The sequence below is a fragment of the Mitsuaria sp. GD03876 genome (genome assembly GCF_029840635.1).
Classification (GTDB): Bacteria; Pseudomonadota; Gammaproteobacteria; order Burkholderiales; family Burkholderiaceae_C; genus Roseateles.
On sequence record NZ_JAOCCU010000007.1, the window covers coordinates 30,899 to 53,304 of the forward strand.

At 71.5% G+C, this 22,406-nt stretch carries 21 protein-coding genes; 11 read left to right on the forward strand and 10 right to left on the reverse strand.

The annotated features are described in order from the left end of the window. The first annotated feature begins 155 nt into the window (after positions 1–155). On the forward strand, positions 156–2,075 hold the full coding sequence (locus N5D62_RS06285; RefSeq protein WP_279756800.1) for a PAS domain S-box protein: 1,920 nt from the start codon (positions 156–158) through the stop codon (positions 2,073–2,075). Continuing rightward, on the forward strand, positions 2,072–2,710 hold the full coding sequence (locus N5D62_RS06290; protein WP_279756801.1) for a response regulator: 639 nt from the start codon (positions 2,072–2,074) through the stop codon (positions 2,708–2,710). The genes N5D62_RS06285 and N5D62_RS06290 overlap by 4 nt, the downstream gene beginning before the upstream one ends. On the opposite strand, the gene N5D62_RS06295 is transcribed toward N5D62_RS06290, so the two are convergent. From N5D62_RS06295 to N5D62_RS06315, 5 genes are all read right to left on the reverse strand, one after another. Then, complete coding sequence (locus tag N5D62_RS06295; RefSeq protein ID WP_279756802.1) at positions 2,704–2,997, reverse strand: addiction module antidote protein; 294 nt, start codon at positions 2,995–2,997, stop codon at positions 2,704–2,706. The genes N5D62_RS06290 and N5D62_RS06295 overlap by 7 nt on opposite strands. Then, a complete protein-coding gene (locus N5D62_RS06300) occupies positions 2,990–3,295 on the reverse strand; it encodes a type II toxin-antitoxin system RelE/ParE family toxin (protein ID WP_279756803.1) in 306 nt (101 codons plus the stop codon). Before N5D62_RS06300 ends, N5D62_RS06295 begins: the two co-directional genes overlap by 8 nt. 80 nt (positions 3,296–3,375) lie before the next feature. After that, entirely contained in the window at positions 3,376–4,605 is a 1,230-nt protein-coding gene (locus N5D62_RS06305) for a beta-ketoacyl-[acyl-carrier-protein] synthase family protein (protein ID WP_279756804.1), read from the reverse strand. Positions 4,606–4,619: 14 nt separating this feature from the next. Then, positions 4,620–4,895: an acyl carrier protein gene (locus N5D62_RS06310; protein ID WP_279756805.1), complete on the reverse strand. Its 276-nt coding sequence runs from the start codon at positions 4,893–4,895 to the stop codon at positions 4,620–4,622. Next, positions 4,879–5,802: an alpha/beta fold hydrolase gene (locus tag N5D62_RS06315; protein ID WP_279756806.1), complete on the reverse strand. Its 924-nt coding sequence runs from the start codon at positions 5,800–5,802 to the stop codon at positions 4,879–4,881. Before N5D62_RS06315 ends, N5D62_RS06310 begins: the two co-directional genes overlap by 17 nt. Positions 5,803–5,937: 135 nt before the next feature. Here N5D62_RS06315 and N5D62_RS06320 point away from each other — a divergent pair, with 135 nt between their 5' ends. From N5D62_RS06320 to N5D62_RS06330, 3 genes are all read left to right on the forward strand, one after another. Beyond that, positions 5,938–6,633, forward strand: coding sequence for a response regulator transcription factor (locus N5D62_RS06320; RefSeq protein ID WP_279756807.1), 696 nt, complete (start codon positions 5,938–5,940; stop codon positions 6,631–6,633). 11 nt (positions 6,634–6,644) lie between these two features. Then, positions 6,645–8,042, forward strand: a complete 1,398-nt coding sequence (locus N5D62_RS06325) for a sensor histidine kinase (RefSeq protein ID WP_279756808.1) — start codon at positions 6,645–6,647, stop codon at positions 8,040–8,042. Positions 8,043–8,175: 133 nt separating this feature from the next. Next, positions 8,176–8,571 (forward strand): DUF488 family protein, encoded by a 396-nt coding sequence (locus N5D62_RS06330; protein ID WP_279756809.1) that lies wholly within the window; start codon positions 8,176–8,178, stop codon positions 8,569–8,571. Here the strand turns inward: N5D62_RS06330 and N5D62_RS06335 are convergent. After that, on the reverse strand, positions 8,557–10,035 hold the full coding sequence (locus tag N5D62_RS06335) for a reverse transcriptase family protein (protein ID WP_279756895.1): 1,479 nt from the start codon (positions 10,033–10,035) through the stop codon (positions 8,557–8,559). The genes N5D62_RS06330 and N5D62_RS06335 overlap by 15 nt on opposite strands. 286 nt (positions 10,036–10,321) lie before the next feature. Further along, positions 10,322–11,335: a LysR family transcriptional regulator gene (locus N5D62_RS06340; protein WP_279756810.1), complete on the reverse strand. Its 1,014-nt coding sequence runs from the start codon at positions 11,333–11,335 to the stop codon at positions 10,322–10,324. Between the two features lie 256 nt (positions 11,336–11,591). On the opposite strand from N5D62_RS06340, the gene N5D62_RS06345 reads away from it, so the two are divergent. From N5D62_RS06345 to N5D62_RS06370, 6 genes are all read left to right on the forward strand, one after another. After that, complete coding sequence (locus N5D62_RS06345) at positions 11,592–12,440, forward strand: alpha/beta hydrolase fold domain-containing protein (protein WP_279756811.1); 849 nt, start codon at positions 11,592–11,594, stop codon at positions 12,438–12,440. 49 nt (positions 12,441–12,489) lie between these two features. Continuing rightward, a complete protein-coding gene (locus N5D62_RS06350) occupies positions 12,490–13,740 on the forward strand; it encodes an efflux RND transporter periplasmic adaptor subunit (RefSeq protein ID WP_279756812.1) in 1,251 nt (416 codons plus the stop codon). 48 nt (positions 13,741–13,788) lie between these two features. Further along, positions 13,789–17,052, forward strand: coding sequence for an efflux RND transporter permease subunit (locus N5D62_RS06355; RefSeq protein WP_279756813.1), 3,264 nt, complete (start codon positions 13,789–13,791; stop codon positions 17,050–17,052). Positions 17,053–17,146: 94 nt separating this feature from the next. Further along, positions 17,147–18,562, forward strand: coding sequence for an efflux transporter outer membrane subunit (locus N5D62_RS06360; protein WP_279756814.1), 1,416 nt, complete (start codon positions 17,147–17,149; stop codon positions 18,560–18,562). Between the two features lie 413 nt (positions 18,563–18,975). After that, positions 18,976–19,407: a type II toxin-antitoxin system RelE/ParE family toxin gene (locus N5D62_RS06365; RefSeq protein ID WP_279756815.1), complete on the forward strand. Its 432-nt coding sequence runs from the start codon at positions 18,976–18,978 to the stop codon at positions 19,405–19,407. Between the two features lie 69 nt (positions 19,408–19,476). After that, complete coding sequence (locus tag N5D62_RS06370) at positions 19,477–19,782, forward strand: HigA family addiction module antitoxin (RefSeq protein WP_279756816.1); 306 nt, start codon at positions 19,477–19,479, stop codon at positions 19,780–19,782. Between the two features lie 12 nt (positions 19,783–19,794). On the opposite strand, the gene N5D62_RS06375 is transcribed toward N5D62_RS06370, so the two are convergent. From N5D62_RS06375 to N5D62_RS06385, 3 genes are read right to left on the reverse strand one after another with little or no spacing between them, the layout of a single operon-like run. Then, positions 19,795–20,028: a hypothetical protein gene (locus N5D62_RS06375; protein WP_279756817.1), complete on the reverse strand. Its 234-nt coding sequence runs from the start codon at positions 20,026–20,028 to the stop codon at positions 19,795–19,797. Positions 20,029–20,087: 59 nt separating this feature from the next. Next, on the reverse strand, positions 20,088–21,035 hold the full coding sequence (locus N5D62_RS06380; RefSeq protein ID WP_279756818.1) for an alpha/beta hydrolase: 948 nt from the start codon (positions 21,033–21,035) through the stop codon (positions 20,088–20,090). After that, positions 21,032–22,273 (reverse strand): low temperature requirement protein A, encoded by a 1,242-nt coding sequence (locus N5D62_RS06385; protein WP_279756819.1) that lies wholly within the window; start codon positions 22,271–22,273, stop codon positions 21,032–21,034. The genes N5D62_RS06380 and N5D62_RS06385 overlap by 4 nt, the downstream gene beginning before the upstream one ends. Between the last annotated feature and the right edge of the window lie 133 nt (positions 22,274–22,406).

Sequence of the window (22,406 nt, forward strand, 5' to 3'; positions counted from 1 at the left end):
GGGATGCCGGTCCGCTCGCGAGGGGCGCGGGTGGCCGGAATGGAGCGGATTGTGGAAATCCGGTCCTGGCGCGACCAGTTGTGGACTTCCACATTGGGGGAACACGCAGCGCACGGGGCCCGGCGGGCCGTGCGACCAGCGCCTAGACTGCCGCCATGGCCGTGCCCCGACGTCTCCTCCACCTGGTCAAGCGCGCGAGCTGGGCCTTGCCGCTGCTGCTGGCGCTGGCCTTCGCCGCGTCGGTCGGCGCGTGGCTGCGCCTGAGCGACATGCGCGACCTCGAGGAGGAACGGCTGACGCTGATCGCCGACGCGCTGTCGCTGGAGGCGCGGATCTCGGACTGGCTCAACGCGGAGCACGCGGCGGTGGACCGGCTCGCGCAGCAGCTGCCGGGCGACGTCGACGACAACGCGCTGCTGCGGCACCGCACCGTGGTCGACGGGCTGCGGCGGCTGTGGGTCAGCGTGACGGTGCTGGACGCCAACAACCGCGTCATCGCGCATGTGCCGCAGCAGGTGCCGCAGACGGTCGCGCCGCAGCGCGAGCGCAGCGGCGTCAGCCTGGACGAGGGCGGATTGACCGCGCACTGGAGCGCGCCGCGGCCGCAGGGCGGGCGGCTGGTGGTGCGCTTCGCGCCGAGCGCGCTGCTGCGCCAGACGCTGCCGTGGTGGCTCTCCCAGAAGTACGACGTGCGCCTGGTCGACGGCCTGGGCCAGCGGCTGGCGCAGACCGGCGACGCGCTCGCGTTGCCGGACACGCAGAGCTACCGCGTCAGCGTCGATCCGGCGATGCGCGAGACCTGGCTGGAACTCAACACCCGGGTGCCGCACCGGCCGTGGTGGTACACGCTGGCGGCGGCGTTGATGGGCGTGTTCATCCTGCTGTCGGCGCTGGCCAGCGCGATGCTGCGGCGGCAGATGCGCGAGGTGCGCCGCGCCGAGGGCGAGGCCCGCACCGAGGCCGCCTGGCGGCGCGCGGTCGAGGACTCGCTGACGGTGGGCCTGCGCGGGCGCGACCTGGACGGCCGGCTGACGCATGTGAACCGCGCGTTCTGCGACCTGGTGGGCTACGGCGCGGACGAGCTGCTGGGGCGCCTGCCGCCGATGCCGTACTGGCTGCCCGACGAGATGGAGGACAGCCTGCGCCGGCACCGCCGCAACATGGCCGGCGGCGCGCCGCGCGAGGGCTACGAGGCGCGCTGGATGCACCGCGACGGCAGCGTGCTGGACGTGATGATCTTCGAGGCGCCGCTGGTGGACGCCAACGGCCTGCAGATCGGGTGGATGGGCTCGATCGTCGACATCAGCGCGCGCAAGCTGGCCGAGGACCGCGAGCGCCGCCGCACCGAGGCGCTGGCGCACCAGGCGCGGCTGAGCACGCTGGGCGAGGTGGCCTCGGCGCTGGCGCACCAGCTCAACCAGCCGCTGGCGGCGATCGCCGGCTACAACGCGGGCGCGCTGCGATCGCTGGAACGGGCCGGGCATCCGGACGACGACATCGTCATGGAGGCGCTGCGCCGGCTGGGCGAGCAGGCGCAGGAGGCCGGGCGCATCGTGCAGCGCATCCGGGCCTTCCTGACGCGGCGCGCGCCGCAGCCCGAGCGCTGCGCGGTGCCGGAACTGGTGGCACGGGTGCTGGCGCTGCTCAAGCGCGACCTGAAGGGCGTGCGCGTCGACATCGCGTTGCCGCCCGAGCTGCCCGAGGTGCAGGCCGACGCGGTGCTGATCGAGCAGGTGCTGATCAACCTGGTCCGCAACGCGCTGGACGAGTTGCACGGCCGGCCGGCGCCGGCGGTGCGGATCGGGGCGCAGCGCGTCGGCGAGCGTTTCGTGCGGGTGGACGTGGACGACAACGGGCCGGGGCTGCAGGGACGCGGCATCGACCAGCTGACGACGGCGTTCTATTCGACCAAGGCCGAGGGCATGGGCATGGGGCTGGCGATCTGCCGATCGGTGATCGAGGCGCACCACGGCGGCATGGAGGCCGGCGCGGGCGCGCTGGGCGGCGCGAGGATCAGCTTCACGCTGCCGCTGTGCGCGGCGCCGATCGATTCCAACAAGGAGGGCGCGCGATGAGCGACCCACAGGCGACGGTCCACTTGGTGGACGACGAGGCGGCGGTGCGGGACGCGCTGGCCTTCCTGATGCGCTCGCACGGCTTGCGGGTCGAGCCGCACGCGAGCGGGCCGGCGTTGTTCGAGGCGCTGGACCGCGCGATCGAGCCGCACGGCTGCATCGTGCTGGATGTGCGGATGGAGCCGCTGTCGGGGTTGCAGGTGCACGACGAGCTGATCGCGCGCGGCGTGCCGCTGCCGGTGATCTTCCTGAGCGGGCATGGCGACATCCCGATGGCGGTGGACGCGATGCAGAAGGGCGCGATCGACTTCGTGGAGAAGCCGTTCAACGACCAGGCGCTGGTGAACAAGGTGCAGCGCGCGATCGCGCTGGACATCCACCGCTGGCGCGAGTCCCGCGCGCACGCGGACGTGGCCGGCAAGCTGGCGAGCCTGACCGACCGGGAGCGCGAGGTGGCGGTGCTGGTGGCGGCGGGCAAGCTCAACAAGCAGGTCGCCGACGAACTGGGCATCGCGATCCGCACGGTGGAGGTCCACCGCGCGCGGGCGTTCACCAAGCTCGGCCTGCGCTCCGCGGCGGAGCTGGCGACCTTGCTGGAGCGGTTCGAGTTGAAGCGGGAGATGGGGGCTCAGTGAGCCGTCGCGGGGCGCGTCGTGAGTTCGACGCCCACCGCGCTGAGCACCGCCAGCAGCGTCTTCAGCGTTGGATTGCCGCTGGCACTGCAAGAGCGATAGAGGTGTTCGCGCGACAGGCCGGTCTGCGCGGCAACGGTCTTCATGCCCTTTGCACGCGCGACCACGCCCAGGGCATGGGCGACATAGGCCGCGTCGTTCGTCTTCAACGCTTCGTCCAGGTAGATCGCAATCTCTTCTTCTGACGAGAGCATCTCGGCGGGGTCGAAGGGAGAGAACTTTTCAGCCATCTTCATAGCTCCACTGTTGCGCCAAACGCGCTGCGGTCCTGATATCCGCAGACTGCGTGCTTTTGTCCCCCGCACAGAGCAGGACAACCAGGGTGTCGCCGTGCTGCTTGAAATAGACGCGGTAGCCCGGACCGTAGTGGATCCGCAGCTCGCTGATTCCTTCGCCGACGCTCTTCGCATCGCCCAGATGGCCGAAAGCCATGCGGTCAATGCGGGAGGTGATCAGTGCACGCGCTCGCCCATCACGCAGGCGTGACCACCAATGCATGAAGGATGAGGAGCGGGCAATGCGAAGCACCCCGAGACAGTAGTTTATACGCTACTGTTTCGGGAATGATGCATTGATGCCGGGATGGTCGCTTCCGACCAAGTTGAAGGTCAGTCGGCCGACTTGATTACCAGTGACACGTTGCTCCCGCCGAACGCGAAGGAGTTGCTGACCATCGCCTTGGACGGGTCGAACGGCCGCGGTTCGCGGATCACGTCGGCGATCTCCTCGAGCGCGCTGGCGCGCACATGGGCGCTGGGCGGCAGCTCGCCGCGGCGCAACGCCTGCACGCAGGCGACCAGCTCCAGCGCGCCGCCCGCGCCGATCAGGTGGCCGTGCAGCGCCTTGGTCGCGCTCACCGGCACGCCGCGCGGGCCGAACACCCGCGCCAGCGATTCGGCCTCGACCGCGTCGCCGACATCGGTCGCCGTGCCGTGCGCGTTCACGTAGCCGACCTCCGCCGGCTCGATCCCCGCGTCCTTCAGCGCCGCCCGCAGCGCGCGCTCCTGCCCGTCGGCGTCGGGCCGCGACAGGTGCACCGCGTCGACGCTATGCCCGTAGCCGGCCAGCACGGCAAGCGCCGTGGCGCCGCGTGCGCGGGCGTGGGATGCCGTCTCGAGCACCAGCGCCGCGGCGCCTTCGCCCAGCACCAGGCCCTTGCGGGCATCGTCGAACGGCCGGCAGCTGCGCGAGGGATCCTCCGGATCCGCCGGCGCCATCACGCCCATCGCCATCCAGGCGCCCACCGACCCCGGGTTCAGCATCGCCTCCGAGCCGCCCACCAGCGCCATGTCCGCCCGGCCGTGGCGCAGCAGCATCAGCGCCTCGCCGATCGCCTGCGCCGACGAGGCGCAGGCATTGGAGATCGTCAGCATCGCCGCCTTCAACCCGTACTTCATCGCCAGGTGCGACGCGGCCGAGTTGCTCATCACCCGCACCACCGAGTACGGATGGATGCGCGGCGGCGTCTTGGTCAGGTGCTCGGTGTAGGACTGCTGCAGCGCGTTGGACCCGCCCAGCCCGGTGCCCCAGGCGATGGCCGAGCGCTCCGGCGCCACGGACGTCGCCGGCAGGCCGGATTGCGTCCAGGCCTCGCGCGCCGCCTGCAGCGCCATCAGGCTGTGCCGGTCGTGCAGGTTGCGCTGCGCCGGCGGCATGTCCTGGCCCAGCGGCTCGGTCACCGCCGCCGCCGCGAACGGCGGCACGCCGCGCGTCGGTTCGCCCGGCTGCAGCGCGATCCCCGAGCGCCCCTGCGCCAGCGCGTCCGCGAGCGAGCCCGCGTCCGGGCCGAGCGCGCTGCACGCGCCGATGCCGGTGATCCATACCGCTTCCACGCTCATGCGCGCGGCGCCCGTCAGGCGGCCACCGGCGCGGCCGTGCCGCCTCCGGCGCCCTTGGCGGCCAGCTGCTCGTCCACGATCGCGGCCAGGCCGGCGATCGTCGGCTGCTTCATCGCCGTCTCGTGGTCGATCTCGATCAGGAACTTGTCCTCCACCGCGAACATGAAGTCGACCAGCATCAGCGAATCGAGGCCCAGTTCGGCGAACGTGACGTCGTTCTTCAGTTCGTCGTCCTTCATGCCCAGGTCGTGGCAGGCCAGACGGCGCAGTTCTTCAAGCGTGTTGCTCATGGCGGAGGTCCTCGGTCGCGGGGGAAATGACAAAGCGTTCGGCCGGGTGCGCGACGGGCACCTGGCGCAGCAGGAATTGACGGGCTGCCTGCGTGACGGCGCCGCGTTCGTTATCGAGCGTCAGCATGTGATAGCTGTGATGGAACCAGTGCACCTCCGGGGTGGTCCCCAGGCGGCGCTGCAGTTCCAGCACGGAGCGCGGACCGCTGACGTCATCCTCGCTAGCATGCAACACGACGGCCGGCGTGTCGATCTCGTGAAGACGCGCACGCACGTGGCGGATCAGGCGCGAGGCCTGGTGCAGCGACGCCGCCGGCAGCCGGTCGGCGCCGGCCGCGGAGACCTGGTCCGAGGTCATCGCCTGCGCCACCCACTCCCGCAGCCGCTCGTTCTTGATGCCGTAGGGCGGCGTCTCGCGGAAGGCCAGCCACTGCCGCAGCGGCGGCACGTAGGCCAGCGGCAGCAGCCGGCGCCAGGGCGAGACGTTCCAGCCGTCGAAATGCAGGCTGGTCGACAGCAGCATCAGCGCCGCGGCGGGGCGCTCCAGCGCCAGGGCCAGCGCCAGCACCGAGCCCATCGACAGTCCGCCCACGGCGACGCGCGCGTGCCGGGCGGCCAGCGCGTCGAAATGCGCGGCGGCCATCTCGACCCAGCGCTCGAACGCCGGCACCCGGCGGCGTCCCGGGGCGCGGGGCTGGCCCGCCAGCGGCGGCGCGACGCCATAGCCGTCCAGCGCGGGCGCTTCCACGACGTAGCCGGCCTCGCGCAGCGAGCGCGCCAGCGGCATCATTTCCAGCGGGTTGGCGCACAGGCCGTGCAGCAGCAGCACCGCGGGGCGGGGATCGAGCGCCGCCGGCGACTCCGGCGTCGCGGATGCCGGGGACGGCGAGGGAACGGGTTTGAGCATGGGCGGCAGTCTGGCCAAGCTCGCTGTTGCGGACTTGACGCGAAGCTGTCGGAAACCTGTCGCCGCCTTTGCGCTCAGGTTTCTGACAGGTCGCCGATTGGCCGGCGAAAGGCCCAAGGCTTATGCTGCCGCCCCATGCGAATCCTCCTGGTCGAAGACGATGAGTTCCTGGCGGAATCCACCGCCCGGGCGCTGCGCTCGCAGTCCTGGGTCGTGGATGTCAGCGCCCGCGGCGAGCCCGTTCCGCTGTCGCTGCGGGAGGACCGTTACGACCTGCTGATCCTGGACATCGGCCTGGCCGGCATCGACGGCTTCGAGACGTTGCGGCGCGTGCGCGCGCAGGGCAGCACGACGCCGGTGCTGCTCCTGACCGCGCGCGACGCGGTCGAGGACCGCGTGCGCGGCCTGGAGGGCGGCGCCGACGACTACCTGGTCAAGCCCTTCGCGCTGAGCGAGCTGATCGCGCGGGCCCGTGCGCTGGTGCGCCGCAGCCAGGCGCGCACCGGCAACGAGCTGCGGCTGTCCTCGCTGCGCATGGACCTGGAGGCGCGACGCGCCTACATCGCCGAGGAACCGCTGGCGCTGTCCGCGCGCGAATGGGACGTGCTGGGCTTCCTGCTGGCGCGCGCCGGCAAGGTCGTGGCCAAGGAGCAGATCGCCTCGGCCAGCAACGGCTGGGAGCAGGGCGTCAGCGACAACGCGATCGAGGTCTGCGTCTCGCGCCTGCGCGCCAAGATCGAGCCCGCCGGGCTGCAGCTGCGCACGGTGCGCGGCCTGGGCTACCTGCTCGAAGAGATGCCCGGCGCGGGCGCGCCGGCGGCCAAGGCCTGACGCGCCGCGGCATGACGCACGCGCCACGCCGGACCCGGGGCCGCTCCTTCAGCCTGAAGCAGCGGCTGCTGATCTGGCTGATGGTGCCGGTGCTGGTGGCGGTGCCGGCCGCCGGGCTGGTGCTCTACAACGTGATGCACGACACGGCGATCTCCTGGCTCGACCAGGCGCTGGGCGACACCGCGCTGTCCGTGGCCGGCCTGCTGCGCGAGCGCGACGGGCAGGTCTTCGTCGACGTCTCCGGCCCGACCGACCGCGCGCTGCGCTTCGACCGCACCGACCGCGTCTATTACCTGGTGCTGGACCCGGCCGGGGAAGTGCTGCTCGGCGACGCGCAACTGGCCACGCTGAAGCTGCCGCCGCGGCGGCCCAACGAGTGGTACTTCGCCGCCGTCACGCTGGACGGCGAGCAACTGCGGGCGGCGGCGCTGGGCACCCATTGCGGCCAGGCCCAGGTCTGCCAGGTGCTGGTGGCCGAGACCTTGAACAAGCGCGACGCGCTGCAGCAGCAGCTGGTGGCGGTGGTGGCGCTGCTGATCGGCGGCATGGCGATCCTGCTGGCCGCGGCCGGTTGGTGGGCCACCTACCGCGGCCTGCGCCCGCTGGCGCGGCTGAGCGCGGAGCTCGAGCAGCGCGACCTCGCCCGCCTGGAGCCGCTGCAGCACGACGTGCCCGGCGAGCTGCGTCCGCTGATCGCGGCCTTCAACCGATTGTTCGAGCGGCTGCGCCGCGCGTCCTCGGCGCAACAGGACTTCCTGGCCAACGCGGCGCACCAGCTGCGCACGCCGTTGACCTCGCTGCGCACCGAGATCGACCTGGCGCTGCTGGAGCCGCACGACCCGCAGGTCGAGCCGCTGCTCAAGCGGCTGCAGGGCTCGGTCGACCGCAGCGCGCGGCTGGCCACGCAGATGCTGTCGATCGCGCGCGCCGAGGCCGAGCCCGGCGGCCGGGAGCATCCGCTGGACCTGCGCGACATCGCGGCGCAGGTGGCCGAGGACTGGGTGCCGCGGGCGCTGCAGGCCGGCGCGGACCTGGAGTTCGAGCTCGAGAGCGCGCCGGCGCTGGGCCAGAGCTTCCTGCTGCGCGAGCTGCTGGCCAACGTGCTGCACAACAGCCTGAACTACGCCGGGCCGGGACCGCGCATCACGGTGCGCACCGGCTGCGACGAGGACTGGTCGCGGATGGAGGTCGAGGACAACGGCCCCGGCATTCCGCCGCACGAGCGCGAGCGCGCGCTGCGCCGCTTCGAGCGCGGCAGCGAGTCCAAGGGCACCGGGAGCGGGCTGGGCCTGGCGATCGCGCTGGACATCGCGCAGCGCCACGATGGGCGGCTGGAGCTGCTGGACGCGCTGGCGGGGCAGGGGCTGCGGGTGCGGCTGAGCCTGCCGAGGCTGCGCGCGGCGGCCTGATCGCACGGCCCTGGGGCCGGCGCACGGTGCCGCGCGGGCGCCTGGCCATGGCGATGATCCGGCTCGCGATCCGACGGGCGATCCGGGAAAGGCCGCGCTTGGCCGCCGGCCGGGTGGCGGCGATCATCGCGCGATGAGCATCCGCATCGTCCGACTCGGCGTCACGCCGCGCCTGCCCGACGAGGGCCCCCGCCTCGGCACCGTCCGCCGTCCGCCGCGTGGCGTCCGCAAGGAGGACTACGCCCGCCTGGACTACTACGACAGCTGGTTGCCCCTGCTGTCGCCCAGCGCCGAGCTGATGGCCCAGGGCAAGGCCGCGGACGACGACAAGGCCTGGGCCGCGTTCGCGAAGGCCTATCGCAAGGAGATGAGCGAGGCCGCCCCGTCGCAGGTGCTGGACGCGCTGGCGGCGATGTCGCGCACGGCCAACCTGTCGATGGGTTGCTACTGCGAGGACCCCGCGCGCTGCCATCGCAGCCTGTTGACGCGGCTGCTCGAGGAACGCGGCGCGGAGCTACGCGTCGAGTGAGCCGGAAGAGGACGCCGCATCGCGGTCGTCCCCGACAGGGGGATCCCCCGGACCGGGGCGATCTCCGCGGTCTCCTTGAGCGCCGCGATCGTCGAACCTGATCGCGTCGAACTGCCGCCGCAGCTTCTCCATCCGCGACGGCGCGAGGAACTGCCCCGCCCAGGCGAGCCGCCCCAGCAGTGGCGCGCGCAGCGCCGCGTCGACCGACGCCATCGCGCCGAGCCGATGCAGTTCCGCCTTCAAGCGGTCGTAGTCCTCGCGCGGAAGGTTGGGCTTCTCGTTGACGACGACACCGGTCACCTGCTGCCGCCCGCCCGCCGGCATCGCGCGTGTCTTGTCGCGCCGCAGCCGGAAGCCTTCGTCCTCGACGATCGCCGCGACCCAGGCGCGCAGCCGGTCCTGGTCGCGGCGCAGCGTCGCCGGTCCGGAGATCACCAGGTCGTCCGCGTAGCGCGAGTAACTCGCGCCGAAGCGTCCGGCCAGTCCCGCCAGTCGCAGGTCCATCGAGAACAGGCTGAGGTTGGCCAGCGCCGGCGAGGTCGGCGCGCCCTGCGGCAGATGCGGCGACGCCAGGCGCGTCGCGCCGTCGCGATCGATCGAGCCGTCCTCGCGCAGCCGCTCGCGCACCATGGCCGGCGTGCGCGCGGTGCACAGCGTCGTCAACCGCGCCACGACCGCGTCGCCGTAGCCCAGCGTGCGGAAGATCGCCGCCACGCGCGCCGCGCCCACGCTCGGAAAGAAGTCGCGCAGGTCGAATCGGATCACCACGTCCTGCCCGACGTGCATCGCCGCATGGCTGGCGACGTTGCGCCCCGGCACGAAGCCGTGCGCGGCCTCGTGGCAGGGCAGCGCGTTCAGCAGGCCGTCGAGCAGCCGCCGCTGCAGCGCGCGAAGGCGGCGCATCGGCGCCTCGATGAGGCGAAGGCCGCCGCGGCGCTTCGGGATCAGCAGGCAGCGGTAGTGGCGCGTCGCCTCGGCCCGCGGCCGCAGGGCCGTGGGGATCGCCTCGCGGAAACGCTGCGCCGGACCTGCGAACAGGTCGAGGTCATCGAGGCTCAGTCCGAGCCAGGCGGCGAGGTCCGCCTCGGTCGGCCAAGCCGGCAGCGCGAGGTGCTCGATCGCGAACGGCCTGGGCCGCATCCGCGACGGCCGCAGCAGCAGGCGATGCACCGCCGGACGCGGGAAGCGTTCGGGGTCGAAGCCGTCGAAGAAGGCCGTGGTGTCTTCCAGCATCGTCGCGAGGCTGGCCACCGAGTGCGCGCGCCACACCGGTTCCGGCATCCGCGCCAGCTCGACGCACAGGGGTTTCAGCCACGGCCGGGCCTCCAGCCCCAGGCATTGCTCGGCGCGCGCCTGCAGCGACTCGGCCTCGCGGGCGCGCGGCCGGTGGTCGTCGGCCTGCAGCGCGCGGGCGAGCGCCAGGGCGATCCATCGGGCATAGGTCAACGGCGCGGCAAGGGGCATCGGCAAGGACGCGGCGAGGCAAGAGGTGACCCCCGGACGCCGCCAACTCACCGGTCTGGACCGGGACGGATCCGCACGGACGTGCGGGGAGGTCCCGGCGCCGGATGTCCGACTGTGGAGAGCGCCGCGGGGCAACCCCGCGGCCGGAGGCGCGAACGCTTCCGAAGGCTTGGCGGCGTCGGAGGTCGGCGGCGATTATGGTGGCGGCGCGTGACGGCGTTCAAGCGCGCGTCATGCGTCCGTCAAGCCGGCAAGGAACGCCGGGCCGTGGCCGGCCCGCGCGCCTTCAAGCCGCGCTCAACACCGCCTGCTTCGTCGCATTCGCCTGCAGCGGGATGTAGGCCTCGTCCGTTTCGGCGCGCTTGGCCTCGCAGCTGGCCACCAACTGCTTCTGCCACTGGCCGTGGCGGTCGAACAGCTCCGCGACCCAGTCGACGAACACCCGCAGCTTGGTGCTCAGGTGCCGGTTCGGCGGGTACACCACGTACAGCGGCAGCGGATCCGATTCCCAGTCGCACAGGAAGGGCACCAGCTCGCCGGCGTCGATGTGCGGCTTGATCATGAAGTAGGGCGCCTGGATCACGCCCAGCCCGGTCAGCCCGGCCGTCATGTAGGCGTTGCCGTCGTTCACCGACACCTTGTAGTGGCCGTAGATCTCGTAGCGCTGGCCGTTCTTGCTGTAGTCGAACGGGAAGCGCTTGCCCGTGCGCGTCGAGAAGTAGCTGACCACGTGGTGCTGGTCCGACTCCAGGTCCAGCGGATGCTGCGGCATGCCGTGCTGGCGGATGTACTCCGGCGACGCGCAGCAGCCGTACCCCCAGTCGCCGATGCGACGCGCCACCAGCGACTGGTCGGTGATCTCGCCGCCGCGCACGACGCAGTCGACGTTGTCGCCGATCAGGTCGACCGGCCGGTCCGACACGCCCAGGTCGATCTGGATGTCCGGATGTCTTGCATAAAACTCCGGAAGCGCCGGGATCAGCAGCAGCCGCGCCACGCTCGACGCGACGTCCACCCGGATGCGCCCCTTCGGCGCCGCGCGCGCATGCGAGACGGAACCCTCCAGCTCCTCGATGTCCGACAGCAGCCGCGTCACCCGCTCGTAATACGCGGCGCCATCGGGCGTCACGCTCACGCGCCGCGTCGTGCGGTTCAGCAGCTTGACCTTGAGATGGTCCTCCAGCGACTGGATCAGCCGCGTCACCGCGGTCTTGGGCAGGTCCAGCGATTCCGCCGCCCGCGTGAAGGTGCCCGCTTCCACGACGCGCGCGAAAGCCTGCATGGCATTGAGCTTGTCCATCCTGAACCCCTGATTGCGGCGTGCGCCGCGACTGCTTCCGAGACTGATGCCGACGCGCCCCCCGAGGGCGCGGTCCGATCGGAACGGCACGTCTTGCGCGTGCGCGAGGTCGCCATCCTGCCCGATCGATTGTTTCGTCGATGAAACGCTGATTCGCGTCGGGACCTGTTTATCGGACGGCGTCCGATCTCTAAATTTCGCTGCATTGCAACATGAACCGGCCTGCCCCCACGGGGAGCAGGCCTTTGCTCCCGCCATGGATGCGCTGCCGCTCACCTCCTGCCACGACGACCTCCTGCCCGCCGGCGACGGCGTCGTGCCGGTGCGCGTGTACAAGGGTGCCGCACGCCGCAAGGACGCGCCGGTCGTCATGCACCTGCACGGCGGTGCCTTCACCGGCGGCGACCTGGACAGCGGCGAATGGGTGTCGCGGTTGCTGGCCGACGCCGGCGCGGTGGTGGTCGACGTCGACTACCCCACCGGCGACGACCAGGTCTTCCCCGCCGCGCTCAAGACGCTGGACGCGCTGCTGGCCGGCCTGCACAAGGCCCGCGCCAAGCTCTCCGGCAAGGGCGCCCCGCTGCTGGTCGCCGGCGAGGAAGCCGGCGGCAACCTGGCCGCGGCGCTGGCGCTGATGGCGCGCGACCAGGGCCACCGCAAGCTCGCCGGCCAGATCCTGATCGGGCCGATGCTCAACCCCTGCATGGCCACCGCCTCGCTGCGCCAGGCCGAGGCCGGCTACGGCGAATGCCGCTGGATGCAGGGCTGGCGCGCCTACCTCGGCCAGTGCGAGGACGGCGACCACCCCTACGCCGCGCCCGCCAACACCAGCCGCCTGGCGGGCCTGGTGCCGGCGCTGGTCGTCAGCAGCGAGGACGACCCGATGCGCGACGAGGCGCTGGCCTACGCCCGCGCGATGAAGCGCGCCGGCGTCCAGGTCCAGCAGGCGCTGATCCCCGGCGCCACCGGCTGGCCCTGCAGCCTGATGAAGCTGCCGTCGCTGGCCGCGCTGCAGCTGCCCTGGGCCGCGGCCTTGCGCCAGCGGCTCGCCGATTTCCTGTCCCTGATCCCACCCGCCGGCAAGGCCCGGCTCCAACCGGCCTGAGGCCATCCCGAGAACTCCCAACGTCTACCCCCGTCCACGGAGCACCACCATGAACAAGAAGATCTTTGCCACCTCGCTGACCGCCGTCGCCGCGGTCGTCGGGGCCGTCGTCGTCGGCCTGCACAGCCAGCAGGCGGTCGCCAACCAGCCCTCGGGAGCGCCGCAGGCGATCCCCGTGTCCATCGCCACCGTCGCCGCCCAGGACGTGGCCGCCTGGGACGAGTTCTCCGGCCGCCTCGAGGCCGTCGAGCGCGTCGACGTCCGCGCCCGCGTCTCCGGCGCGGTGCAGTCGGTGCACTTCCGCGAAGGCGCGCTGGTCAAGTCCGGGGACCTGCTGATCACCATCGATCCCGCGCCCTACCAGGCCGAGGTCGACCGCGCCGAGGCGCAGGTGCTGGCCGCGCAAGCCCGCGTCAGCTACACGAAGAGCGAGCTGGAGCGCTCCACCCGGCTGTGGAGCGAGCGCGCCATCGCGCAGCGCGAGCTCGACGAGCGCAGCAACGCCTCCAACGAGGCCAACGCCAACCTGCGCGCGTCGCAGGCGGCGCTGCAGTCGGCCAAGCTGAACCTGGGCTACACGCAGGTCCGCGCGCCGGTGGCCGGCCGCGTCGGCAAGCTCGAGGTGACGCAGGGCAACCTGGTGGCCGCCGGCCCCGGCGCGCCGGTGCTGACGACGCTGGTCTCGGTCAGCCCGATCTACGCCAGCTTCGACGCCGACGAGCGCACCGTCGCCCGCGCCCTCAACGAGCTGCACGGCAACGACAAGGGCGCCGTCGGCGGCCTGGGCGACCTGTCGAGCATCCCGGTGCAGATCGGCACGGCCGCGACCGCGGACACGCCGTTCAACGGCAAGCTGCAGCTGATCGACAACCAGGTCGACGCCCGCAGCGGCACGGTGCGCGTGCGCGCGGTGCTGGACAACAAGGACGGCGCGCTGATCCCGGGCCAGTTCGCCCGCATCCGGCTGGGCCAGTCGAAGTCGCGTCCGGCGGTGCTCGTCAACGAGCGCGCGGTCGGCACCGACCAGAGCAAGCGCTTCGTGATGGTGGTCGGCGCGGACAACACGCTGAGCTACCGCGAGGTGCAGCTCGGCGCCAGCGTCGACGGCCTGCGCATCGTCACCACCGGCCTGAAGGCCAACGAACGCGTCGTGGTCAACGGCCTGCAGCGGGTGCGCCCGGGCGCGCTGGTCGCGCCGACGGTCGTGCCGATGAACGCCAAGGCCGAGATCCAGGCCAAGACCGGCGCGGCCAAGGACGTGCAAGCCAAGGAAGGCGAGGCCAAGGCGGACAAGTCCTGATCGGACGCCTCCGCTGAACGCCCTTCACAGTCGACTTGAAAGACTGACATGAATCTCTCCAAATTCTTCATCGACCGCCCGATCTTCGCGGGCGTGCTGTCGGTGCTGATCTTCGTCGCGGGCCTGCTCGCGGTGCGGGTGCTGCCGATCTCGGAATACCCCGAGGTCGTGCCGCCCCAGGTCGTGGTCCGCGCGCAGTACCCCGGCGCGAACCCCAAGGTCATCGCCGAAGCCGTGGCCACGCCGCTCGAGGAATCGATCAACGGCGTCGAAGGCATGCTCTACATGGGCAGCCAGGCCACCACCGACGGCCTCATGACGCTGACGGTCACCTTCAAGCTGGGCACCGACCCGGACAAGGCCCAGCAGCTGGTGCAGAACCGCGTCTCGCAGGCCGAGCCGCGCCTGCCCGAGGAAGTGCGCCGCCTGGGCCTGACCACGGTCAAGAGCAGCCCCGACCTGACGATGGTCGTGCACCTGCTGTCGCCCAACGACCGCTACGACATGACCTACCTGCGCAACTACGCGGTGCTCAACGTCAAGGACCGCCTGGCGCGGATCCAGGGCGTGGGGCAGGTGCAGCTGTTCGGCTCGGGCGACTACTCGATGCGCGTCTGGCTGGACCCGCAGAAGGTGGCGGAGCACGGCCTGTCGGCCAGCGACGTCGTCCAGGCGATCCGCGAGCAGAACGTGCAGGCCGCGGCCGGCGTGGTCGGCGCGTCGCCCGGCCTGCAGGGCATCGACCTGCAGCTGCCGATCAACGCGCAGGGCCGCCTGAACAACGAGCAGGAGTTCGGCGACATCATCGTGAAGTCCGGCGCCAACGGCCAGGTGACGCGCCTGCGCGACCTGGGCCGCATCGAGCTGGGCGCGTCGGAATACGCGCTGCGTTCGCTGCTGGACAACAAGTCCGCGGTGGCGATCCCGATCTTCCAGGCCCCGGGCTCCAACGCGATCGAGATCTCCAACAACGTGCGCGCCACGATGGCGGAGCTGAAGAAGGCGATGCCCGAGGGCGTCGACTACTCGATCGTCTACGACCCGACGCAGTTCGTGCGGGCCTCCATCGAGTCCGTCATCCACACGCTGCTGGAAGCGGTGGCGCTGGTGGTGCTGGTCGTGATCCTGTTCCTGCAGACCTGGCGCGCGTCGATCATCCCGCTGCTGGCCGTGCCGATCTCGATCATCGGCACCTTCGCGGTGATGCACCTGTTCGGCTTCTCGATCAACGCGCTGTCGCTGTTCGGCCTCGTGCTGGCCATCGGCATCGTGGTGGACGACGCGATCGTGGTCGTCGAGAACGTGGAGCGCAACATCGAGTCGGGCCTCAGCCCGCGCGACGCGACCTACCGCGCGATGCGCGAGGTGTCGGGCCCGATCATCGCGATCGCGCTGGTGCTGGTGGCGGTGTTCGTGCCGCTGGCCTTCATCACCGGCCTGACGGGCCAGTTCTACAAGCAGTTCGCGCTGACGATCGCGATGTCGACGGTGATCTCGGCGGTCAACTCGCTGACGCTGTCGCCCGCGCTGGCCGCGATGCTGCTCAAGGGCCACGACGAGCCCAAGGACTGGCTGACCCGCGCGATGGACAAGGTGCTGGGCCGCTTCTTCGGCGGCTTCAACCGGCTGTTCAACCGCGGCGCCAAGGCCTACAGCGGCGGCGTCACCAAGGCGATCTCGCGCAAGGTGATCATGTTGGTGGTCTACGGCGGCCTGCTGGGCCTGACGGTGGGCCTGTTCAAGGCGGTGCCCAGCGGCTTCGTGCCGGCGCAGGACAAGCAGTACCTGATCGGCTTCGCGCAGCTGCCCGACGGCGCCACGCTGGACCGTACCGAGGACGTCATCCGCCGCATGAGCGAGATCGCGATGAAGACCCCCGGCGTCGACCACGCGGTGTCCTTCCCCGGCCTGTCGATCAACGGCTTCACCAACAGCTCCAACTCGGGCATCGTGTTCACGCCGCTCAAGCCCTTCGACGAGCGCACCGGCAAGGGCCTGTCCGCGGGCGAGATCGCGGCCAACCTGAACGCGCAGTTCGGCCAGATCCAGGATGCCTTCGTCGTGATGTTCCCGCCCCCGCCGGTGCAGGGCCTGGGCACGACCGGCGGCTTCAAGCTGCAGCTCGAGGACAAGGGCGGCCTGGGCTACGAGGCGCTGGACCAGGCGGTCAAGGCCTTCATGGCCAAGGCCTACCAGACGCCCGAGCTGGCCGGCATGTTCACCAGCTACCAGGTCAACGTGCCGCAGCTGTACGCGAACCTGGACCGCACCAAGGCGCGCCAGCTGGGCGTGGCGGTGACGGACGTGTTCGACACGATGCAGATCTACCTGGGCTCGCTCTACGTCAACGACTTCAACAAGTTCGGCCGGACCTACACGGTGCGGGTGCAGGCGGACGCCGCCTACCGCGCGCGCGCCGAGGACGTGGGCCTGCTGAAGGTGCGGTCGGCCTCGGGCGAGATGGTGCCGCTGTCGGCGCTGATGAAGGTCGAGCCGAGCTTCGGTCCGGAACGCGCGATGCGCTACAACGGCTTCCTGTCCGCCGACATCAACGGCGGCCCGGCGCCGGGCTATTCGACCGGCCAGGCGCAGGACGCGATCGCGCGCATCGCCGCGGAGACGCTGCCCCCGGGCATCAGCTATGAATGGACCGAGCTGACCTACCAGGAGATCCTGGCCGGCAATTCCGCGGTGTGGGTCTTCCCCCTGGCGATCCTGCTGGTGTTCCTGGTGCTGGCCGCGCAGTACGAGAGCCTCTCGCTGCCGGTGGCGATCATCCTGATCGTGCCGATGGGCCTGCTGGCGGCGATGACGGGCGTGTGGCTCAGCAAGGGCGACAACAACGTCTTCACCCAGATCGGGTTGATCGTGCTGGTGGGCTTGTCGGCGAAGAACGCGATCCTGATCGTGGAGTTCGCCCGCGAACTGGAGTTCGCCGGCAGGAGTCCGCTGCAGGCGGCGATCGAGGCGAGCCGGCTGCGGCTGCGCCCGATCCTGATGACGTCGATGGCGTTCGTGATGGGCGTGCTGCCGCTGGTGCTGGCCTCCGGCGCCGGCGCCGAGATGCGCAACGCGATGGGCGTGGCGGTGTTCGCCGGGATGATCGGGGTGACGGCCTTCGGCCTGTTCCTGACGCCGGTGTTCTACGTGGTGGTGCGCCGCCTCACCGGCAACCGCCCGCTGAAGCAGCACGGCGAGGTACCGCACGACGTGGAGGCCTTCGTCCAGCCCGAGCAGGGCGCGGGCCACGATTTCGGCCCGGGCGGCAATGCCCGGCCGCACCCGGCCGCGCCGCGCCACGAGCACGAGTGATCCCGCAACCGTGATCCGGACTCCCGGCGTCGATCCGACGCCGGGGCCGGCGGAGCCCTTCCCGAGTCGGGCGGGGCTCCAAGGAGTCGATGCCATGAAAACGAAACTGATGATGACGACGCTGCTGGCCGCCCTGGTGCTGGCCGGTTGCGCGACGCCGCCGCCGATCGACGAGTCGCGCCTGCCGGCGACGCCGGCGGCCTTCAAGTCCCAGACCGCGACGGTGGGCGAGGCGCGCTGGGCGGTGGTGCCGCCGGCCGATGCCGAGCCGCGCGGCGACTGGTGGGTCGCGTTCGGCGATGCCACGCTGAACGACCTGATCCGCCGCTCGCTGGTGGGCAACACCGACCTGCAGGGCGCGGCGGCCCGGCTGGCGCAGGCGCGCGCGCTGCTGCGCATCGCCGATGCCGACCGCCTGCCGCAACTGGGCGCGAGCGCCGGCGCGGCGCGCGGCACGGTGGCCGGGCAGGGCCCGGCCGCGACGACGGTCTACAACGCCGGCCTGGCCGCGAGCTGGGAGGTCGACATCTCCGGCCGCCTGTCGCAGGCCAGCCGCGCGGCGTCGCTGGATGCGCAGTCGCGCGAGGCGCTGCTGCAGAGCACGCGGCTGATCGTGCAGGCGGACGTGGCGCAGACCTACCTGGCGCTGCGCTTCACCGACCAGGAGCGCCGGCTGGTGCGCGACACGGTGGCGGCCTATCGCGAGACGCTGGCGCTGACGCAGCGCCGCTACCAGGCGGGCGACGTCGCCGAGCTGGACCTGGCGCGGGTGCAGACCGAGGTGGCCGCGACGGAGGCCGAGGCGATCAGCCTGGACCGCCGCCGGGCCGAGCTGGAGAACGCGCTGGCGGTGCTGCTGGGCGAGCCGGCGTCGGGCTTCCAGGTCGCGGAGGACGTGGCGCTGGCGGCGCTGCCGGCGATCCCGGCGGGGCTGCCCAGCGCGATGCTGGCGCGGCGGCCGGACGTGGCGGCGGCGCAGCGCGGGCTGCTGGCCGCGCAGGCGCGGGTGGGCGTGGCGCAGGCCGCGTGGTTCCCGAGCCTGTCGCTGACGGCCAACGGCGGCTATGCGTCGCCGGAGCTGAGCGACGTGTTCAAGTGGTCGGCGCGGGCCTGGTCGGTCGACGCGCTGCTGTCGCTGCCGATCTTCGACGGCGGGCGGCGCAAGGCGGGCGTGGCGTCGGCGACGGCGGGCCTGGACCTGGCGATGTCGAGCTACCGGCAGCAGCTGCTGCAGGCGCTGCGCGAGGTCGAGGACTCGCTGAGCGGGCTGCGCACGCTGTCGCAGCAGGCGGACGTGCAGGGCCAGGCGGTGACCTCGTCGGTGCGGGCGACGGCGCTGTCGGACTCGCGCTACCGCAACGGGCTGGTGAGCCAGCTGGACCTGCTGGACGCGCGCCGCAGCGAGCTGCGCAACCGCCGCGCGGCGCTGCAGGTGCAGGCGGCGCAGTACCAGGCGACGGTCGGGCTGGTGCGCGCGCTGGGCGGCGGCTGGCAGAACACGCCGGCCTGACGGCCCGGGGCCGGGCAAGGCCTGGCCCCTGTCCTCGCGATCGATCTTTACCGGTGTGCCCCGTTGGGCGTGCAGTGATGCACGCCCTTTTTTCATGCGCCAACAGTTCCAGTCAGCGCCCTGACTTGCCGGCGTGGGCGAGGGGGCGAATCGCACGAGTGGAGGCCATGGCGGCGTGACAACCGCCTGCCTAAGGTGACTGCCCCATCAACACAGGACTGGAGGAACGACATGGGGCGGGTAGTTGACGAACGGCGACAACGATCGACCGGACATCACGCCGCGCGCGACGTCGCGAGCGCATGCGGGGACGCCCTGGAACCTCGAGCGAGATCGCGCTTCGCCGATGCAGCGATCGGCAGCGCGTCGCCCTGGATGAGGCTCTCCGTGCTCGGGGTGGTGAGCTTGAGGCGATGTCGGCACGGCTCGCCAAGCGGTTTCCCTTCCGGGACCAGAAGGGCTCGACGCCGATCAGTGATTCCAATCAGCTTGATCGCAAAGAACTGGTGAGCGCGGCCGCATCAACACAAGTTCGTCTCGTTGAGCGGCACCGGGCGCATCGTTACCTTGGGCTGATGTCGATCCAGTCCTTCGCTTGTCGGGAGACCGAGCGCCTCTTCACGATGGGGCGTTCGACGCGCTTCGTGAACGTGAGGGCAACCGCGGAGCGAAGGCTGGCGCAGCTCGACGCCGCACCCGCGGTCGAGTTCATGCGGACACCGCCGGGCAATGACCTCAAGTGGTACGAAGAGGCCTGGCACGTCAGAATCAACGACCAATGGCGGCTGACTTTCCGATGGGGGCTCGAAGGCCCCTTCGACGTCAAGATCGAGGATCCGCATTGAAGGATGTGGAACCCGCCTTCGGGTATCGCCGACAGTGACTCCAGCCAGCAGAGACGAACGAGGTACGCAATGTTCAGGAACGGAATGCGCCCGATCCACCCCGGAGAAATCCTCTTCGAGGACTACATCAAGCCGATGGGCATCAGCGTCCATGCGCTATCGAAGGCGCTGCATGTGCCGTACTCGCGGCTGCGGGAGATCGTGGATGGCCAACGCAGCGTGTCTCCCGATACCGCGCTGCGGCTGGAGCGCTACTTCGGCAGCGATGCCCAGGGGTGGTTGAACCTGCAATCGGCTTACGACCTGCGTCGCGCGGAGAAGGCTGCGGGTCGCATCATCAAGCGCGACATCCGCCCGCTGGCGCTGGCGGCCTGAAGCGTTGCTCGCTCAACAATGCCCGCCGGCCCGCGCCCTGAACCGGCGCCAGCCGGCCCGCATCAGCCAGGTGCCGACGCCCGCGAGCAGCAGCACGATCACGAACGCGCCGCCGGCGCCCGCCGGCGCGGCCGCGTCCTCGCCGGCACCGATCAGCGGCCTGAGCGCGTTCACGCCCGCCACCACCGCCGCGATCCACAACACGGCTCCGCCCACCAACTGCCCAAGGGCGACCAGCTTGTCCATTCCAACACTCCGCGAGACGGCAAAGGGCGCAGCCTAACGGGCCCCGCGGCCATCCGCCGTCAAAGCCCTTCGAGGAGGAACGGCATCACCGCCGCCAGCAGCGCCTCCGGCGCCTCCTCCGGGATGTAGTGACCGCACGGCAGCTCGCCCCCGTCGACGTCCGCCGCCACGCGTCGCCATTCCTTCAGCGGGTCGAAGCACTTCGCCACCACGCCCTGCGCGCCCCAGTACACCCGCAGCGGCATCGCCAGCCGGGCGCCGCGATCGCGGTCCGCGCGGTCGTGCGCCAGGTCGATGCCCGCCGCCGCGCGGTAGTCCTCGCACATGCCGTGCGCGGTGCCGGGCAGCGCCAGCGCCCGCTGGTACTCCGCGAAGGCGCGCGGGTCGAAGGCCGCCGCGCCCGCATGCCGCCGTCCCATCGTCTCCATCGCGTAGGCCGCCGGATCTGCCCCGATCAGCCGTTCCGGCATCGGCGCCGGCTGGATCAGGAAGAACCAGTGCCAGTACGCCCGGGCGAAGGCCTCGGTGGTCTGCTCGTACATCGCCAGCGTCGGCGCGATGTCCAGCAGCGCGAGCCGCTCGACCGCCGCCGGGTGGTCCGCCGCCATCCGATGCGCCACGCGCGCGCCGCGGTCGTGCGCCAGGACGCGGCAACGCGCATGGCCCAGCGCCGCCATCACGCCGACCAGGTCCAGCGCCATCCGCCGCTTGCTGTAGTTGCCATGGTCCGCGTCGCCCGCCGGCTTCGTCGAGTCGCCATAACCGCGCAGGTCCGGCATCACGACGGTGAAGCGCGCCGCCAGCGCCGGCAGCACGCGATGCCAGATCGCCAGCGTCTGCGGATGCCCGTGGATCAACAGCAGCGGCGGGCCGTCGCCGCACACGCGCGCATGGACGCGCACGCCGGGCTCGACCTCGACGAACAGGCGCCGCGCGGCCGGCGGGAACAGCGCGTCGGCCGGATGCGGCGCGGTGACGAACTCGGCGGAAGGCGTGAAGGTGCTCATGGCCCGATGCTAGGCGCCTCGTCCTGCCCGGCGCTGTCGGGCACGAGACACCGGGCCCGCGAATGGCGTTCCCAGGCCGCCAGCGCCATCAGCACCGCGCAGGCGTAGGCGCTGGTCGCCACCGGCGGCCAGGCGCCGACGAAGGGTCCGGCGGCCGCCAGCACGATCACCGCCACCGCGTGCGACCACGGCCAGCGCCCGACCACCGCGCGCTTGAACAGCCCCACGCCGGTCGCGTACAGCCCGACGCCGCCCAGCAGGCAGACCGCCGTGCGCAGGTCGGTGTGGCCGCCCGGATGCGCGAGCACGAACTCGTCCGCCGCCGCGTTGACGATGATCGCGGCCACGATCGGCAGGTGCAGATAGGTGTAGGCCAGCCGCGCCAGCCGCCCGGGGTCGTCGCTGTGGGCGATGCGGCCGGCGGCGAAGTCGTTGGTCGTGTCGAAGTACAGCCACCACATCGCCAGGCTGCCCGCGAAGGACACGAGGAAGGCCAGCAGCCCCGTGGCCGTCAGCGGCTCCGAGGCGAAGGTCGCGCCGGTCACCAGCAGCGACTCGCCCAGCGCGATGATCACGAACAGCGCGCAGCGCTCGGCCAGGTGGCCGCCGGAGACGTTCCAGTCCGAGGTCGTCGACCGGCCCAGCCCCGGCACCGCGAAGCCCATCGACGGCCCCACCACCTCGATCGCCAGCGCCGCCACCCACAGCGGTACCCGCAGCGTCGGGTCCATCGCGCCGGCGATCCACAGCGCCGCCGAGATCGTCAGCCAGGTGCCGATGCGCTGGAAGTTGCGCACCATCGTCACGTCGGCGCCGCGCACCGCCCAGAGGAAGAACAGCGTGCGCCCGAGCTGGATCGCCGCGAACGAGCCGGCGAACATCAACGCGCGCTCGCCGAAGGCCTGCGGCAGCGCCGCCGACATCAGCAGCCCCGCCAGCATGATCGCGAACAGGCACAGCCGCACCGGCACGCGTTCCGGGTCCAGCCAGTTGGTCACCCATGAGGTGAAGATCCAGACCCACCACACCGCCAGCATCAGGAACCCGGTCTGCAGCACGCCGGCCAGCGAGAAGTGCCCGATCAGCGTGTGCGACAGCTGCGTGACGGCGAAGACGAAGACCAGGTCGAAGAACAGCTCGACGAAGGTGACCTTGGCATGCCCGTGCGGATCGGGCGGCCGCAGCAGCGGGATCCGGCCGGGCGCGGACGCCGCCGGGGAAGGGGGAATCGGAGTCATCCCCGGACTGTCGCATGGGCGCCGGGCCCGTCCACCGGGGCCGATGCCAGCTTGACGCACGCCGCACGCCAGCGCCCATAATCGGCCGCACCGTCCGCGCTCTCGCGCCGCCGAGAACGACCTGCCCGAAACG

Coding starts and splice junctions, on each gene's coding strand:
- N5D62_RS06330 (WP_279756809.1), top strand. CDS start 8,176: ATGAGCATCCGCATCGTCCGACTCGGCGTCACGCCGCGCCTGCCCGAC.
- N5D62_RS06350 (WP_279756812.1), top strand. CDS start 12,490: ATGAACAAGAAGATCTTTGCCACCTCGCTGACCGCCGTCGCCGCGGTC.
- N5D62_RS06365 (WP_279756815.1), top strand. CDS start 18,976: ATGTCGGCACGGCTCGCCAAGCGGTTTCCCTTCCGGGACCAGAAGGGC.
- N5D62_RS06385 (WP_279756819.1), bottom strand. CDS start 22,273: ATGACTCCGATTCCCCCTTCCCCGGCGGCGTCCGCGCCCGGCCGGATC.
- N5D62_RS06325 (WP_279756808.1), top strand. CDS start 6,645: ATGACGCACGCGCCACGCCGGACCCGGGGCCGCTCCTTCAGCCTGAAG.
- N5D62_RS06320 (WP_279756807.1), top strand. CDS start 5,938: ATGCGAATCCTCCTGGTCGAAGACGATGAGTTCCTGGCGGAATCCACC.
- N5D62_RS06285 (WP_279756800.1), top strand. CDS start 156: ATGGCCGTGCCCCGACGTCTCCTCCACCTGGTCAAGCGCGCGAGCTGG.
- N5D62_RS06360 (WP_279756814.1), top strand. CDS start 17,147: ATGAAAACGAAACTGATGATGACGACGCTGCTGGCCGCCCTGGTGCTG.
- N5D62_RS06295 (WP_279756802.1), bottom strand. CDS start 2,997: ATGGCTGAAAAGTTCTCTCCCTTCGACCCCGCCGAGATGCTCTCGTCA.
- N5D62_RS06370 (WP_279756816.1), top strand. CDS start 19,477: ATGTTCAGGAACGGAATGCGCCCGATCCACCCCGGAGAAATCCTCTTC.
- N5D62_RS06375 (WP_279756817.1), bottom strand. CDS start 20,028: ATGGACAAGCTGGTCGCCCTTGGGCAGTTGGTGGGCGGAGCCGTGTTG.
- N5D62_RS06345 (WP_279756811.1), top strand. CDS start 11,592: ATGGATGCGCTGCCGCTCACCTCCTGCCACGACGACCTCCTGCCCGCC.
- N5D62_RS06355 (WP_279756813.1), top strand. CDS start 13,789: ATGAATCTCTCCAAATTCTTCATCGACCGCCCGATCTTCGCGGGCGTG.
- N5D62_RS06380 (WP_279756818.1), bottom strand. CDS start 21,035: ATGAGCACCTTCACGCCTTCCGCCGAGTTCGTCACCGCGCCGCATCCG.
- N5D62_RS06340 (WP_279756810.1), bottom strand. CDS start 11,335: ATGGACAAGCTCAATGCCATGCAGGCTTTCGCGCGCGTCGTGGAAGCG.
- N5D62_RS06310 (WP_279756805.1), bottom strand. CDS start 4,895: ATGAGCAACACGCTTGAAGAACTGCGCCGTCTGGCCTGCCACGACCTG.
- N5D62_RS06315 (WP_279756806.1), bottom strand. CDS start 5,802: ATGCTCAAACCCGTTCCCTCGCCGTCCCCGGCATCCGCGACGCCGGAG.
- N5D62_RS06290 (WP_279756801.1), top strand. CDS start 2,072: ATGAGCGACCCACAGGCGACGGTCCACTTGGTGGACGACGAGGCGGCG.
- N5D62_RS06335 (WP_279756895.1), bottom strand. CDS start 10,035: ATGCCCCTTGCCGCGCCGTTGACCTATGCCCGATGGATCGCCCTGGCG.
- N5D62_RS06305 (WP_279756804.1), bottom strand. CDS start 4,605: ATGAGCGTGGAAGCGGTATGGATCACCGGCATCGGCGCGTGCAGCGCG.